17 protein-coding genes are annotated in these 14,202 nt (G+C 67.0%); 9 read left to right on the top strand and 8 right to left on the bottom strand.

Translation table 11 applies throughout. The annotated features are described in order from the left end of the window. Positions 1 to 101: 101 nt before the first annotated feature. The 7 genes from GA645_RS06775 to GA645_RS06805 all read left to right on the top strand — a co-directional run bounded on the left by GA645_RS06775 (position 102) and on the right by GA645_RS06805 (position 4,107). Positions 102 to 926 carry an aldo/keto reductase gene (locus tag GA645_RS06775; RefSeq protein WP_152221143.1) on the top strand — a complete coding sequence of 275 codons (825 nt, stop codon included), beginning with the start codon at positions 102 to 104 and terminating at the stop codon, positions 924 to 926. Positions 927 to 957: 31 nt separating this feature from the next. Next, positions 958 to 1,404 (top strand): SRPBCC family protein, encoded by a 447-nt coding sequence (locus GA645_RS06780; RefSeq protein WP_372239801.1) that lies wholly within the window; start codon positions 958 to 960, stop codon positions 1,402 to 1,404. Positions 1,405 to 1,496: 92 nt separating this feature from the next. Continuing rightward, positions 1,497 to 1,868 (top strand): nuclear transport factor 2 family protein, encoded by a 372-nt coding sequence (locus GA645_RS06785; RefSeq protein ID WP_152221147.1) that lies wholly within the window; start codon positions 1,497 to 1,499, stop codon positions 1,866 to 1,868. A gap of 1 nt (position 1,869) precedes the next feature. Continuing rightward, positions 1,870 to 2,682: a class I SAM-dependent methyltransferase gene (locus GA645_RS06790; RefSeq protein ID WP_152221149.1), complete on the top strand. Its 813-nt coding sequence runs from the start codon at positions 1,870 to 1,872 to the stop codon at positions 2,680 to 2,682. An 86-nt stretch (positions 2,683 to 2,768) separates the two neighbouring features. Continuing rightward, positions 2,769 to 3,224, top strand: a complete 456-nt coding sequence (locus tag GA645_RS06795; protein ID WP_152221151.1) for a DUF3237 domain-containing protein — start codon at positions 2,769 to 2,771, stop codon at positions 3,222 to 3,224. Between the two features lie 69 nt (positions 3,225 to 3,293). Next, on the top strand, positions 3,294 to 3,722 hold the full coding sequence (locus tag GA645_RS06800; protein ID WP_152221152.1) for a thiol-disulfide oxidoreductase DCC family protein: 429 nt from the start codon (positions 3,294 to 3,296) through the stop codon (positions 3,720 to 3,722). Next, positions 3,715 to 4,107 (top strand): DoxX-like family protein, encoded by a 393-nt coding sequence (locus GA645_RS06805; RefSeq protein ID WP_152221154.1) that lies wholly within the window; start codon positions 3,715 to 3,717, stop codon positions 4,105 to 4,107. Before GA645_RS06800 ends, GA645_RS06805 begins: the two co-directional genes overlap by 8 nt. Here the strand turns inward: GA645_RS06805 and GA645_RS06810 are convergent. Next, positions 4,104 to 4,847: a TorF family putative porin gene (locus GA645_RS06810; protein ID WP_152221156.1), complete on the bottom strand. Its 744-nt coding sequence runs from the start codon at positions 4,845 to 4,847 to the stop codon at positions 4,104 to 4,106. The genes GA645_RS06805 and GA645_RS06810 overlap by 4 nt on opposite strands. 154 nt (positions 4,848 to 5,001) lie before the next feature. Further along, on the bottom strand, positions 5,002 to 6,759 hold the full coding sequence (locus GA645_RS06815) for an amidohydrolase (RefSeq protein WP_152221158.1): 1,758 nt from the start codon (positions 6,757 to 6,759) through the stop codon (positions 5,002 to 5,004). Positions 6,760 to 6,873: 114 nt separating this feature from the next. Here GA645_RS06815 and GA645_RS06820 point away from each other — a divergent pair, with 114 nt between their 5' ends. After that, positions 6,874 to 7,782 (top strand): LysR substrate-binding domain-containing protein, encoded by a 909-nt coding sequence (locus tag GA645_RS06820; RefSeq protein ID WP_152221160.1) that lies wholly within the window; start codon positions 6,874 to 6,876, stop codon positions 7,780 to 7,782. Between the two features lie 5 nt (positions 7,783 to 7,787). Here GA645_RS06820 and GA645_RS06825 read toward each other — a convergent pair whose 3' ends face one another. From GA645_RS06825 to yghU, 4 genes are all read right to left on the bottom strand, one after another. Then, complete coding sequence (locus tag GA645_RS06825) at positions 7,788 to 9,329, bottom strand: sensor domain-containing diguanylate cyclase (RefSeq protein ID WP_152221162.1); 1,542 nt, start codon at positions 9,327 to 9,329, stop codon at positions 7,788 to 7,790. 67 nt (positions 9,330 to 9,396) lie between these two features. Next, on the bottom strand, positions 9,397 to 10,005 hold the full coding sequence (locus tag GA645_RS06830) for a LysE family translocator (RefSeq protein ID WP_152221164.1): 609 nt from the start codon (positions 10,003 to 10,005) through the stop codon (positions 9,397 to 9,399). A 53-nt stretch (positions 10,006 to 10,058) separates the two neighbouring features. After that, positions 10,059 to 10,895: an AraC family transcriptional regulator gene (locus tag GA645_RS06835; protein WP_152221166.1), complete on the bottom strand. Its 837-nt coding sequence runs from the start codon at positions 10,893 to 10,895 to the stop codon at positions 10,059 to 10,061. A gap of 95 nt (positions 10,896 to 10,990) precedes the next feature. Next, complete coding sequence (yghU, locus tag GA645_RS06840; RefSeq protein ID WP_152221168.1) at positions 10,991 to 11,833, bottom strand: glutathione-dependent disulfide-bond oxidoreductase; 843 nt, start codon at positions 11,831 to 11,833, stop codon at positions 10,991 to 10,993. A gap of 108 nt (positions 11,834 to 11,941) precedes the next feature. On the opposite strand from yghU, the gene GA645_RS28990 reads away from it, so the two are divergent. Then, positions 11,942 to 12,289: a hypothetical protein gene (locus tag GA645_RS28990; RefSeq protein WP_256676086.1), complete on the top strand. Its 348-nt coding sequence runs from the start codon at positions 11,942 to 11,944 to the stop codon at positions 12,287 to 12,289. Positions 12,290 to 12,322: 33 nt separating this feature from the next. Here GA645_RS28990 and GA645_RS06850 read toward each other — a convergent pair whose 3' ends face one another. After that, positions 12,323 to 12,463, bottom strand: coding sequence for a hypothetical protein (locus tag GA645_RS06850; protein ID WP_178119498.1), 141 nt, complete (start codon positions 12,461 to 12,463; stop codon positions 12,323 to 12,325). A gap of 108 nt (positions 12,464 to 12,571) precedes the next feature. Next, positions 12,572 to 14,182, bottom strand: a complete 1,611-nt coding sequence (locus GA645_RS06855; RefSeq protein ID WP_152221170.1) for an FMN-binding glutamate synthase family protein — start codon at positions 14,180 to 14,182, stop codon at positions 12,572 to 12,574. Positions 14,183 to 14,202 lie beyond the last annotated feature (20 nt).

The raw sequence follows: 14,202 nt of genomic DNA on the forward strand, positions 1-14,202 counted from the left end.
GCCCCACGCGAAATCCGGTCGGCTGCGCTACCCTGTCCAGCCCGCTGCCTCGATGGGCGGCTGGCCCCGTGATCCGCAACCCAACGATTAAGGAGCACGTGATGAACACTGTGGTATTCGCCGACGGCACCGCCGTTCCCGCCATCGGCCAGGGCACCTGGCGCCTGGGTGAGAACCGTGCCGAGCGCCCGCGCGAAGTGGCGGCGCTGCGCGACGGCATCGAGCGCGGCCTGACCCTGATCGACACCGCCGAGATGTACGGCGAGGGCGGCTCGGAGGAGGTGGTCGGCGAGGCCATCGCCGGGCTGCGCGACCGGGTTTTCCTGGTCAGCAAGGTCTATCCGCACAACGCCAGCCGGCGCGGCATTCCCGAGGCCTGCGAGCGCAGCCTGAAGCGTCTGCGCACCGACTGCCTGGACCTCTACCTGCTGCACTGGCGCGGCCAGTATCCGCTGGAGGAAACGGTGGAGGCCTTCGAGCGCCTGCGCGAGGCCGGCAAGATCCGCCGCTGGGGCGTGTCCAATTTCGACCTCGACGACATGCAGGAGCTGAACGAGCCGGCCTGCGCCACCAACCAGGTGCAGTACAGCCTGGAGGAGCGCGGTATCGAGTGGGACCTGCTGCCCTGGTGCCAGGAGCAGCGCATGCCGCTGATGGCCTACTGTCCGGTCGGGCAGGGCGGCAACCTGCTGCGTCATCGCGCACTGGCCGAAATCGCCGCCCGCCACGACGCCACCCCGGCCCGCGTGGCGCTGGCCTGGCTGATCCACCAGCCGGGCGTGATCGCCATTCCCAAGGCGGTGGAGCCGCTGCACGTGCGCGACAACGCCGCCGCACTGCAGCTGCGCCTGAGCGCCGAGGACCTGGAGCTGTTCGACGCCGCCTTCCCGCCGCCGACGCGCAAGCGGCACCTGGCGGTGGTCTGACGCCGTGGCCGTGCGCCGTCTGCGATTCATCATGCCGGCGCCCGCCGAGGCGGTATTCGAGGCTTTCCATGATCATCGCCAGCGTCTGCGCTGGGACACGCTGTTGTCAGAGGCGTACGTCGAAGGTGGGGCAACCCACCCGTCGATCGGCGCGGTATCGGTGAATCGCGGGCGGGGGATACGGCGCTGCTTCATGCTGCGCACGCGTTTCGTCAACTTCGATCCGCCCAGGCGTGCCGCTGCCGTGCTGGTCGAGCCCAGCGGACCGTTCCGGCAGTGGGCGGCCACGCTGCAGCATCGCGACCTTGCGGCGGGGCACTCCGAGTTGCTGTACAGCTTCGACCTGGCGATACGCCCGCGCTGGCTGGGGCGGTGGCTGGATGCCTGGGTGGCGGGATTCTTCGAGCGGGCCACGCGCCAGCGTTTTGCCGCACTGGCGAACTATCTGCAGTCTCGCCCCGGCCGGGTGGGTGGCTGACCGCCGCCCCGGTCGTCGCCGCACCCGGTGTGGCCGGGGCAGGGTGCTAGCCTTCCCCGATACCGGACGCACCGGTGGGGAGGGCAGCACAGATGACCAACTACACGGCGGAAAGCGCCGCCATCAACAGGGTCCTCACGGATTACGTGGAGGGCATGACCTTCGCCGATGAAGCCAGGTTGCGCCAGGCGTTCCATCCATCCTGCAAGATCATCGGCAATTACCACGGCGACCTGGAGTGGGCAACGCTGGATGACTTCATCGGCGCGATCAAGGCCGAGTCACCGCCAACGACGGGCGCGCCGCCGGTGTGGGAGCTGAAGTCGCTGGATATCACTGGCGACAGTGCGGTGGCGAAGGTCACCGACGAATTCTTGGGCATGCACTTCACCGACTACCTGTCGCTGCTGCGCATCGGCTCGCAGTGGTCGATCATCAACAAGCTCTACTACCTGCACGAGTGACGTGGAACGCATCGGTCTGCGCGGTACGCCGGAAACGCTGCTGATCACCTTCTATGCCAAGGCGAAGGAAAGCGAGCTGGCGGACAGCCTGCTGCACGACAAGGTCGCCCGCCGGGCGCTGGACCGGGTGGAGTACGACTTCGCCCGCCTGCACATCGGCCGCTCCGGACAGATCGGTGTAGCGCTGCGCGCCAAGCTGTTCGACGACTGGGTGCGCGACTTCCTCACGCGCCATCCTCAGTCCGTGGTCCTGCAATTGGGCTGCGGGCTCGACAGCCGGGTTTGGCGCATCGATCCGCCGTCAACCGTGCAGTGGTTCGAGGTGGACTTCCCCGAGGTGATCGCCCTGCGCGAGCGCCTGTATCCGGCGCGGGAGAACTGCCACCTGGTGCCCAGCGCGCTGACCACGCCCGACTGGTGGCGGGTGGTGCCGGTCGGTCGGCCGGTGCTGATCGTCGCCGAGGGTGTGCTGCCCTATGTGGACAGTGATTCGGTGCCCTGGCTGCTGCGCGCGCTGGTGGCGCATTGTGGCCGCGGCGAGCTGATCTTCGATGGCTACACCCGCCAGGGCATCCGCTGGATGCAGTACCACCCGATGATCCGCAGGACCGGCGCCATCCTGCACTGGGGTATCGACGACTCCGCCGAACTGGAGGCGCAGGTGCCCGGCCTGCGCTTCGTCGATGCAGTTGCGCCCTACGCCGAGTCGCAGATCGCCCGGATGTCCCTGGGGGTGCGCCTGCTCTACCGGATCACCCTGGCGATTCCGCCGCTGCGGCGAATGGGGCGGCTGCTGCGTTACCGGTTCGGTTGAAGAAGGGCGCTTCGGTTGAGCGTGGCTGGCGCCGGAGCGGGCTGCTTTACTCAAGGATCGATGACGATGTCCTGCAGGAGCTGTCGATGAAACTCGAGCCGCTGATGACCATGAGCGTGAAGGCGAGCGTGCCGCTGGAAATCGGCCGGGTGCCCCACGGCCAGCGCCTGATCTCGGCCGCCGGCGGCGGCACTTTCCAGGGCCGGCGCTTGAACGGTGAGGTGCTGCCGGGCGGCGGCGACTGGATCCTGGTGGACAACGATGGCGGCTGGCACCTGGAGGTGCGCCTGGTGCTGCGCACGGAGGATGGCGCGCGGATCCTGATGCAGCACAACGGCCTGCTGGTGGCCAATCCGAAGATCATCACGGCGGTATCCCGGGGCGATAGCACGGAGTATGGTGACACCTACTTCATGATCCAGCCGCGCTTCGAGGTAGGCGATGAACGCTACCGTTGGCTGAACCATCTGCTTGCGGTGGGCGAGGGGCGGTTGGGGCCGGGCTGGGTGGAGTACCGGTTGTATTCATTGGCCAATGGGTGAGCGATGAAAACCCGTAGTTGTCACATACGGCGGGCAGAGTGTGCGGACCAGGGTTCCGGAGACGAGGCCATGCCGCTGCCCCCCAACATGCTTCCCGGTGACAAAGTTGTGCTGTTCGACGGCGCCTGCCGCTTGTGCAATGGCTGGAGCCGATTCCTGCTGCGTCATGACCGCGACCAGCGCATGAAACTGTGCAGCGTGCAGTCGGCCGAAGGCCAGGCGATCCTCGACTGGTTCGGACTGCCCACCGACTATTTCGACACCATGCTGTACATCGACGGTCACTGCGGTTACGACCGCAGCGAAGCCTTCCTGCGCGTGATTGGCCAGTTGCCGGCGCCGTGGAACTGGCTGCGCGTCCTGTGGCTGGTGCCCATGTCGTTGCGCGATTGGCTCTATGACCGTATCGCCCTCAACCGCTACCGCCTGTTCGGCCGCGAGGACCGCTGCCTGGTGCCGTCGCCGGAATTCCGCGGTCGCTTCCTGGGCAATGGGTAGCGCCGCCATCGCGCGTCTGGCACTGGGCGTGGTGTTCCTCTACCACGGTCTGGTGCCGAAGCTGTTGTTCCTGAGTCCCGATGAAGTGCGCATGATCGAGGCCCACGACTGGCCGCTGTCGACGGTGCGCATCGCCCAGGCCGCGGGTGCCGCGGAGATGGTCCTGGGGCTAGCCATCCTCCTGCTGCGTCGCAGCCGCTGGCCGCTCTGGCTTGCCGTCGTGGCCTTGCTGGCCCTGCTGGCGGACGTGGCGCTGTTCGTGCCGCAGCTGTTGCTGGGGGCCTTCAATCCGGTCAGCACCAATATTGCCGCGCTGGCGCTGTGCCTGATCGCCCTGCAGGGCGAGCGGGGCGCGCGGCCACCCCGCCCGAGCGCCCTGCGTTAGAAGGTCTTCGACACGCCGGCCACCACGGTGGCGGTGCAGACGTCCTTGTAACCCTGGTTGTTGAAGCACTCGTTCTGCGAAAGGTCGGTGTCGATGTAGCTCAGCGACCAGTCCAGCCCCACCAGTTCATGGCTCAGCTTGACCTCCCACTCGTTGTAGCCGTTGCGGGTATCTTCACTGCCGGAGACGTAGAGCGGGTCCTTGGCGTCGTTGTGGCCAAAGCGCGTGCGCAGCTTGAATTCGGCCGGCAGTTCGGCGTTGTAGCCCAGGTAGGTATAGAGGTTGCTGTTCTTGTCGCCGTAGTAGTTGGGGTAGTCATTGCCGTAGTAGACCCCCGCCTCGAAGCCATAAGCGTGGAGGATGGCGTACACGTCGCTCTGGTTGAACTCGCTCGACTTGGGGTAGGTGTACTTGGTGTAGCCCAGGTCCAGGGCCACGTCCTCGTTGGCCTGCCAGTACCAGCCGGCGTAGTAGTCCACTTCCTGGCGGGTCTTGTAGCCATAGCCGTAATCGACGTTGGAGGTCCAGCTGCCCACGTACAGGCCGCTGACGTGCTGCAGGGTGAGGCCGAACTGGGCGGCCGGGTCGCCCTTGGTCTGCGAGATGCCGCGGGTGCGATAGTCGCTGACCAGGGCGGTATCGATCTGCAGGAGGAAGTCCTGGTTGAGCTCCACGGCCAGGGTGGATGTGAGCGGCGCGCAGGTGAGCAGCGCACCGATGAGCCATTGCGGGCGGTTCATGCGGATGTCCCTTTTTTGTGATTGTGTGTGGGGCAGTGCGAAAAGGCCCGCGCAGCGCCAGCCCCTCGACGTCACCGAGGGACTTGAAGAGTGGGCTGGGCTGGCGGGCAGGGCGCCGGAGGTGTTCAAGCCCCGGCGCAGGAGCCCGGCTCGGTCAGAGAGCCGGAGCGTCGTCGGCGCGGTAGACCTCGCGACCTTCGAACAGGGTGTGCAGCACGCGGGCTTCGGCCAGTTGCTCGTCGGGCACGCTGAACACGTCGCGGTCGAGGATGACCATGTCGGCCTGCTTGCCGGGGGCGAGGCTGCCGATCTGCTTGTCCAGGCCGATGGCCTGCGCGGCGTTGCGGGTGTAGGCGTAGAACATGGTTTCGCGGTCAACGCCCTGCTCGGCGTTGAGCACGCCCATGTCGCCCTTGCGGGTGATGGCCTGGTAGATGGCCTTCATCGGGTCCGGGGTGGATACCGGCCAGTCGCTGGCGCCGGCGATGGTGGCGCCGTTGTTCAGCAGCGACTTTGCCGGGTACATGCCGCGGTATTGGTCATCGCCGATGTAGGGCTTCACCAGGTCGACGGTATAGGTTTCGGCGGTGGCCCAGTCCAGCTGCATCGAGGCGATCACGCCCAGCTGCTTGAAGCGCGGGTAGTCCTGCGGGGTGACCAACTGCAGGTGGGTGATAGAATGGGTGACGCCGCTCTGCCGGTCCTTGCGCGCCTGCTCGATGCCATTGAGCGATTCACGCACCGCGCGGTCGCCGATGGCGTGGATGTGCACCAGCCAGCCACGGGCGTCGGCGGCGCTGACCAGTTCGCCGAAATGCTTCGGGTCGATCAGCAGCTCGCCGGGCTTGTGGCTGTTCTTGTAGTCATCCAGCAGCGCGGCGGACTGGGCCGGGAATTCGATCACGCCGTCGGCGAACACCTTGATGCCCGGCAGCGTCAGGTTGGGGATGCCCTGGAATTGCTGGCGAACCTTGTCGATCACGTCGAGATCGGCCGGGGTGCTCTTCGGATTGACCACCTGCAGCGCCGCGACGTGGGCGGTGAGCTGGCCGTTGCGGGCCAGGTTGCGGTACACCGGCAGCACGCCGACGGTCTGCTCGGTGGGCTTGATGGCGAACAGCGCCTGACCGGGGCTGCCGTTGGCGGCCGGGTCCATCCAGGCGGTGATGCCGAAGCTGTTGTTGTATTTCACGGCGGCCTGGCCGGCGCGGTCCATGGTCTTGGCGTCGGCGGCCGGCATGGCGGCGGCGACCAGGTCGAAACCGGAGTCAACGGTGAAGCCGGTGGGGTTGAAGTTCTTGTCGTGGGCGATGTTCTGCTGTTCCAGCGCGCTCAGGCTGCGCACGCGCTTGGCGTCGAGTCCGGCGCGCTTGAGCATGGCGGCGTTGGCCCAGGCGGTGTGGTGGTCGCTGCCGATGAGGACGACCGGGACCTTTGCCCACTCGCCGTGGTTCAGCCGCTGCGCGAGGCCGTCGGCCTGGGACCAGTAGCTGGAGTTCATGCCGTTCATCACCACGATGTCACCGACCCGCGCCTTGCCGCTGTCGCGGTCCTGCTTCAGGCGCTTGACGAAGGCGTCGAGGTCCATCTGCTCGTCGACCAGGCTGGCGGAGATCAGCTCCAGGCCGCCGAAGACGGAGTGCGAGTGGCTGTCGATGAAGCCCGGCATCAGTACCTTGCCGCCAAGGTCGATGACCTTGCTCTTGGCATCGCCCAGGGCGCGGATCTCGTCGTTGCTGCCCACTTTCAGCACCTTGCCGTCCGCCACCGCGACCGCCTGTTGCAGCGCCTGGCCGGGTTCGGCGGTGAAGACCTTGCCGTTGAGCAGGATCAGGTCCGCGTTCTGTGCCTGTGCTTCCAAAGTGCTGAGCGCGATCGCTACTGCCAGTGCGCCTTTGAGCCACGTGTGCATGAGGTTACCTTGCGTGCCGGTTGATTTTTATTGGTCTGCGCAAGAGGCTATCGGGGTGGCCGGCGGCCAGAAAGGCGCCATCGCTCATAACACTTGTGAACGTTTGGAACGAATATGGACAAGTTCAGCAGCCTGGAGATGTTCGTCGCCAGTGCCGAAACCGGCAGTTTCAGCCGCGCCGCCGAGCGGCTCGGCAAGACGCCCTCTGCCGTGACCAAGGCCATCGGCCTGTTGGAAAGCGAGCTGGGCGCCCGGCTGTTCGAGCGCACCACGCGCAGCATGTCGCTGACCGAGGCTGGCCAGCTCTACCTGGAAGGCGCTCGCGAAGTGCTGGAACGCATGCGGGAAACCACCGAGGAGATTGCCCAGCTGCATCACAGCCTGCGGGGCGTGCTGCGGGTTACCGCGCCGCTGGTGTTCGGCCCGGCCTTCCTCGACCAGGCCTGTGCGGATTTCCTCGCCCAGCATCCGGACGTGCGCCTGCAGGTGGACCTCTCCGACAGCTACCTCGACCTGCTGGACGGCCGCTACGACCTCGCCCTGCGCATGGGCAACAGCGACCTGCCGGGCTTGATCGCGCAGCCCCTGGCCAGCAGCCGCCTGGTGGTCTGCGTGAGTCCCGCCTATCTGGCGCGGCGCGGTACGCCCAGGCACCCGAGCGAGGTCATCGAGCACGAATGCCTGATCTACCGCCATCCGGCGCTGGAGGACCGCTGGTGGTTCGATCTGGCCGGCGAGCGCTACTCGACGCCGCGCTATGGTCGCCTGAGCAGCGATAACCAGGAGGTGCTGCTCAGGGCCTGCCTGGGTGGGCATGGCCTGTTGCCGTGCCCGCGCTGGAGCGTGCTGGAGCACCTGCGCTCCGGGCGGCTGGTCACGGTGCTGGATGAGTTCTACTTCGAGCCCGATACCTTCGGTGCGCAGATCCTTGCCGTGTACCCGAGCAATCGCCGGGCGACGCGGAAGATTCACGCCTTCATCGAGCACCTGCGCGAAGCGCTGCTCCTCAACGGCATTGCCTGAGCCGCTCAGGCCGGCGTGCACTCCACCCGGTTGCGGCCGTTGGCCTTGGCCCGGTACAGCGCGCGGTCGGCCTGTTCGAGCAGTTGCGCCAGGCCGCAGGGCGTGTCGACCGAGACGAGGCCGATGCTGACGCTGACCCGCAGCACACCGCCCTCGACCTCGAGGCTGAGGTTCTGCAGGTTTTCCCGCAGCCGTTCGAGGAAGTGCCGGGCGGCCTCGGCCTCGGTGCTGGGCAGGAGGAAGACGAACTCCTCGCCGCCGAAGCGGGCGAACAGGTCGGTGCTGCGCGCCTGCTGCCGGCACAGCTCGCTGAAGCGGCAGAGCACCAGGTCGCCGACGGCATGGCCGTACTGGTCGTTGACGCGCTTGAAATGGTCGAGATCGAGAAGCGCCAGGCTCAGTGGCGTGCCATAGCGCGCGCTGCGCGCCAGTTCGCGTTCGGCCTGGGCCTGGAACGCGCGACGGTTGAGCGCGCTGGTCAGCGGGTCGAGGGTGGCGAGCTGGCGCAGCTGGTTTTCCAGCACCTTGTGGTGGCTGACGTCGCGGATCTCCGCCACCTGCTGGTGGCCGTCGGCCAGGCGCTCGATGCTCAGTTCGGCGGCGAAGGTGCTGCCATCGTCGCGCATGGCGAGGATATCGTGGGGCTTGCCGTCGGCGCTGGCCAGCAGGGCCAGCAGGTCGTCCCTGGCCTCGCTGACGAACAGCTCGCCGAAGTCCTGGCCGATCAGACGCTCGCGGGACCAGAGCAGCATGCGTTCGAGCATCGGGTTGGCATCGACCACACGGCCTTCGCGCAGCACCAGCATGCCGGCGTTGGCGACCTGCATCAGACGCTCGAAGCGCTCGGCGCTGGCGGCGGCGTCGCGGGCGTGGCGCTGGCTGTCGGCGAGGATGCGGCGCATGGTCATCAGCGCCATGCCGACCAGGGCGATGACCCACAGCGGAATGCCGATGTTGTAGGGCAGCAGGTAGCTGAAGGAGCGGGTGACGTCGGCGTGCTCGATGCCGTGCAGGCCGTCGTGCAGGCCGATGCCGGCGCGCGCCAGGGTGACAAGGGCGTAGCCGCCGAGCGCGATGGCCACGAAGTGACGCACGCCGCGCAGCTCGGGCTCGCCCGGCGCACGCAGCAGGACCCGGCACGCCTGGATCGGCAGCAGGCCGCCGATGGTGGCGTAGATGGCGATCAGGTATTCGGAGTTGATCGGCGCCAGCCACCAGTGCCAGCTCAGCGCCAGGGACATCGCGCCGGCGCTGATGGGGACCATTCGCCAGGGCACCGGCAGGTCGAGAAAGCGGTACACGCCCAGCAGCAGGGTTGCCTCGCCGGCCAGTTGCGTGGCGTTGCCAAGGATGTTCAGCAGTTTGTTGCCGCTGGCCATGAAACCCATGAACAGCAGGATGCCGAGGATCAGCATCCAGGCGCCGCTCATCCACAGGCCGGGACCACGGTAGGGGCGGGCGAAGTACCAGAGGCCGGTGCAGGCGATGGCGCTGGCGAGCATCAGGTTGAGGCCGAGCAGCATCGGCGAGAAGTAGAGGGTTTCCACGGCCAGCGGCCTCCAAGTGGGATGCCGGGGATTCTGCCAGTGCGCCCGGCGTCTTGTCAGTGGTCGTTCAGAGCAGCGCGCCGGCCCAGGCCGAAACCAGCAGCAGGAGCGCCATCAGCTGGTTCAGCCGTTGCATCTGCCGGGGCGAAAGCAGGCGCTGGCTGCCGATGCCGAGGCTGGCCCAGACACTCATGCAGGGCAGCGACACCAGGAAGAACAGCAGCGACAGCAGTTGCACCCGGTCCAGGCGGTCGGCGCCGTGGCCGGCGTACACGCTGACCACCGCCAGCGCCATCATCCAGGTCTTGGGGTTGACCAGTTGCAGCGCGGCAGCGCCAACCAGGCCCAGGGGCGCGCCGTCGGCATCCCGTTCCGGGCTGGCCGGCGGGCTGCGGAAGATCTGCCAGGCCAGCCAACTCAGCCAGATGACCCCGACCACGCTCATCGCCCGCTGCACGCCCGGCAGGTTCGCCAGCGCCCCGCCCAGCCCGCTGCCCACCGCCAGCACCAGCGCGGCGGCGGCGCCGCAGCCGCCGAGGATGATCGGCAGCGCCGCGCCCCAGCCGAAGCGCGCGCTGTTGCTGAATACCAGCAGGTTGGTCGGGCCGGGCGTGATGGAGGATACGAAGGCGAAAAGCAGGAAGGGCAGCCATTGGCTGATCTGCGCGAGGTGCATGGCGAGGGCTCCGCTGAATCGGTGGGAGCCTCATCTTCGCCAGGCGGATCCGTTCAGTCTGGAAGCTTTGAGCAGCGCCTGCGGTAGTAGGCCGGCGTCACCCCGTAGGCGCGGCGGAACCAGCGGCCCAGGTGGCTCTGGTCGGCGAAACCGAGGTCGGCGGCCACCTCGGCGGGCGCCAGGCCGCGGCCGAGCAGCTGCCGCGCACGGGCCAGGCGCAGCTGGATCAGGTAGGCATGCGGCGGCAGGCCGAAGGCCTGCTTGAAGGCGCGGGTCAGGCGGAAGCGGTCGCAGCCACAGGCTTGGGCCAGGTCATCGAGGCCGATATCCTGCATCAGGTTGGCGTGCAGGTAGTCCCGCGCACGCTGCGCCACCAGCGGCAGGTGTGGTTGCAGAGCGCTGCGCTGGCGCCATTGCAGGCGACGGGTGAGGCCGTCGAGCAGGTCGTCGATGGCGGCCTGGCGGACGATCTTCAGGTCGTTGCCGTGCATTGCCTGGAAGGCGTTGTCGATGCGCGGCACCAGCTGCGGGTCGTCGAACAGCAGTTCAGGGACGCCGAGTTGGCAGTTGGCCGGGGCCTGCTCGAACAGGCTGCCGATTTCCCGCTCCAGCCAGGGTGCGTCGAGGTACAGCATGCGGTAGGTGAAGCCACCTTCGGTGGGCGCGTCACCGTCGTGGATGTCGCCGGGTTCGAGGAAGAACACCTTGCCGGCGGTGCTGATGTGCCGTTGCCCCCGGCAGCGGAACTGCTGCACGCCGGATTCGGTGAAACCGATCAGGTAGCTGTCGTGCCAATGCGGGTCGTAGGCGTGGCCCTTGAAGTGCGCGCGCAGGCTCTGGATGCCGGTGTCGGCATCCTGCAGCAGGTCGATCCAGTTGTCCTTGTGCATGGGCGGCCTCCGCATCGCTTGCCCGGTCGGCCAGCATAACGCGCAGGCCTGCCCTGTCTGGAAGATTCGTGCAGGCGGGCCGGCAGGGGCGCGGTTCAGCCTTGGAAGTCGCTGGCGCCGTGGCGTTCGGGCATCTGTTCGTGCGCCTCGCCCCAGGTCCGGTTGACCTTGACCCCTCTCTTCACGGCGGGACGCGCGGCGATCTCGTCCGTCCAGCGTCGGACGTGGGTATAGGTTTCCACGTCGAGGAACTCGGCGGCGCCATACACCCGGTTGTTCATGAGCGCGCCGTACCAGGGCCAGGTGGCCATGTCGGCGATGCTGTAGGCATTGCCCGCCAGGTAACGGTTGCTCGCCAGCTGTCGGTCGAGCACGTCCAGCTGACGCTTGACCTCCATGGCATAGCGGTTGATGGGGTACTCGTATTTCTCCGGCGCGTAGGCGTAGAAGTGGCCGAAGCCGCCGCCGAGGAAGGGCGCGCTGCCGATCTGCCAGAACAGCCAGTTCAGGGTCTCGGTGCGCCCAGCGAGGTCCCTGGGCAGGAAATGCCCGAACTTCTCGGCCAGGTAGAGCAGGATCGAGCCTGACTCGAAGATGCGGATCGCGGGTTCGGTGCTGGTGTCCAGCAGGGCGGGGATTTTCGAGTTCGGATTGATCTCGACGAAACCGCTGCCGAACTGATCGCCCTGGCTGATGCTGACGGGCCAGGCGTCGTATTCCGCCTCGGCCAGGCCCAGCTCCACGAGCTCTTCGAGCAGGATGGTGACCTTCACTCCGTTGGGTGTGGCCAACGAATACAGCTGCAGCGGGTGCCGGCCGCGCGGCAGTTCCTTCTCATGCGTCGCGCCGGCAATCGGGCGATTGATGTTGGCGAAGGCGCCGCCATTGCTCTTGTCCCAGGTCCAGACGCGCGGTGGGATGTAGGTTTCGTTCGCCATGTCGGGCCTTGCCTCGAGTTGATCCGTGCCGCGCAGTATGCGCCAACCTGCTCCGGATACGCCGAATTCCCCGCTCGCCCCCTGTCCTTCATGGGCGATTTCTCCTTCATGCATTCGTACAGCGCAGCCTCTCCCGGCTTGGATTTCGTCGATGACGCGCGCATGGCTTTCGGCCGCCCGGCCGGCTACATGACCGGCTGGCTGTACTGGTACTTCTGGGTGATCGTGGTCGGCGGGCAGTTCATCAACGACAAGATCCACCAGACCCTGCTGGAGTTCTTCCCCGCGCTGAGCGGCGCGCGCATCACCCATCGCTGGGGCGGCGCGCTGGGCGTCTCGCGTGACTGGTGCCCGACCTTGGGCATCGACCGCGCCAAGCGCATCGCCTGGGCCGGCAGCTACGTCGGCGATGGCGTCGCTACCAGCAACACCCGCTGCTCCAGCCAGGCGACCTGATCATCCGCGGCGGGGGAATGCCCACGCCCGTCGTCATGACCAGATCGCCAGGAGAAATCCATCGCCAGGGTCCGGCAGATCGACGGCGTGGTTCCAGGTGATCAACCGGCTGGTGCCGGTCAGGCCGGCGACCGCCTGCAGCTTCAGCGCTTCGATATCGATCAGGTCCTGCACCGTCAGCGTGGGATTACCGGTCCGCGATTTCCGAGGCAGCCATGCACTGGCTAACGGAGGCGCGGACCATGGCCGGGACGGCATCCGGACTCTCGTGCAGGACTGGGCTCAACCCGCCGCGGCTTCGAAGCTGTCGCTGCGCGCCATGCGCCAGATACGCTCGTAGAACTCGCCCTCGATGTTCCCTGAGAGCAGCTCGCCGGGCTTGAGGAAGTAGTGCAGGTGCGAGAACAGGCGGATCTCGGTGGCCGACACGCGGCGCACCAGGTGCTTGGCCTCCAGTTGCGAGGGGTGCTGCAGGCCGGCGGCGGCGATCATCTCGGCCAGGCCCTTGAGGGTGTTGTGGTGGAAGTTGAGCACCCGCTCGGCCTTGTCCGGTACCACCAGGGCGCGCTGGCGCAGCGGGTCCTGGGTGGCCACGCCGGTCGGGCACTTGTTGGTGTGGCAGGACTGCGACTGGATGCAGCCAATGGCGAACATGAAGCCGCGCGCCGAGTTGGCCCAGTCGGCGCCCATGGCCAGCACGCTGGCGATGTCGAAGGCGCTGACGATCTTGCCGCTGGCGCCGATGCGGATCTTGTCGCGCAGGCCCAGGCCGACCAGGGTGTTGTGCACGAACAGCAGGCCCTCGCGCATCGGCAGGCCCATGTGGTCGGTGAACTCCAGGGGCGCAGCGCCGGTGCCGCCTTCCTTGCCGTCGACGACGATGAAGTCGGGGAGGATGCCGGTCTCGTGCATGGCCTTGGCGATGCCCATGAACTCCCACGGGTGGCCGATGCAGAGCTTGAAGCCCACCGGCTTGCCGCCGGAGAGTTCACGCAGCCTGGCGATGAAGTCGAGCAGTTCCTTGGGAGTGCTGAAGGCGCTGTGGGAGGAGGGCGAAATGCAGTCCTGCCCCATCGGCACGCCACGGGTGGAGGCGATTTCCGGGGTCACCTTGTGCTTGGGCAGGATGCCGCCGTGGCCGGGCTTGGCGCCCTGGCTGAGCTTGATTTCGATCATCTTCACCTGCCGGTCGACCGCCTGCTTGGCGAAGCGCTCCGGGTCGAAATGACCGTCCGGGGTGCGGCAACCGAAGTAGCCGCTGCCCAGTTCCCAGGTCAGGTCGCCGCCGTACTCGCGGTGGTAGGGGCTGATGCTGCCTTCGCCGGTGTCATGGATGAAACCGCCCATCTTCGCGCCCTTGTTCAGCGCGCGGATGGCGTTGGCGCTGAGCGAACCGAAGCTCATGGCCGAGATGTTGAACACCGAGATGGAGTAGGGCTGCTTGCATTCCGGGCCGCCGACGTCGACGCGGAAGGTGCGCGGATCGGAGACCGGCGCCGGGCGGATGGAGTGGGCGATGAACTCGAAGCCCGATTGGTAGACGTCGATCAGGGTGCCGAACGGTTTGTCGGCGCTTTCGTTCTTCGCCCGCGAATACACCAGCGCACGCTGGGCGCGGGAGAAGGGCAGGGCGTCATTGTCGCCTTCGAGCAGGTACTGGCGGATCTCCGGGCGGATGCCCTCCACCAGGTAACGGATGTTGCCCAGGATCGGGTAGTTGCGGCGTACCGCGTGGGGTTCCTGCAGCAGATCGAAGACGCCCAGGATACTCAGGGCGAAAGTGAGCAGGGTAAAGGGCCAGACCCCGCCATGCCCGAGGAAGGGCAGGCTGAACAGGGTGAACAGGACACAGGCGGCAAAAAAGGCATAACGGCTTAAGAGCGACAGGTTCATGGAGTCTCCAGTCGTCGGGC

Origin of the sequence: Pseudomonas sp. SCB32 (assembly GCF_009189165.1) — a bacterium.
Lineage (GTDB): Bacteria > Pseudomonadota > Gammaproteobacteria > Pseudomonadales > Pseudomonadaceae > Pseudomonas.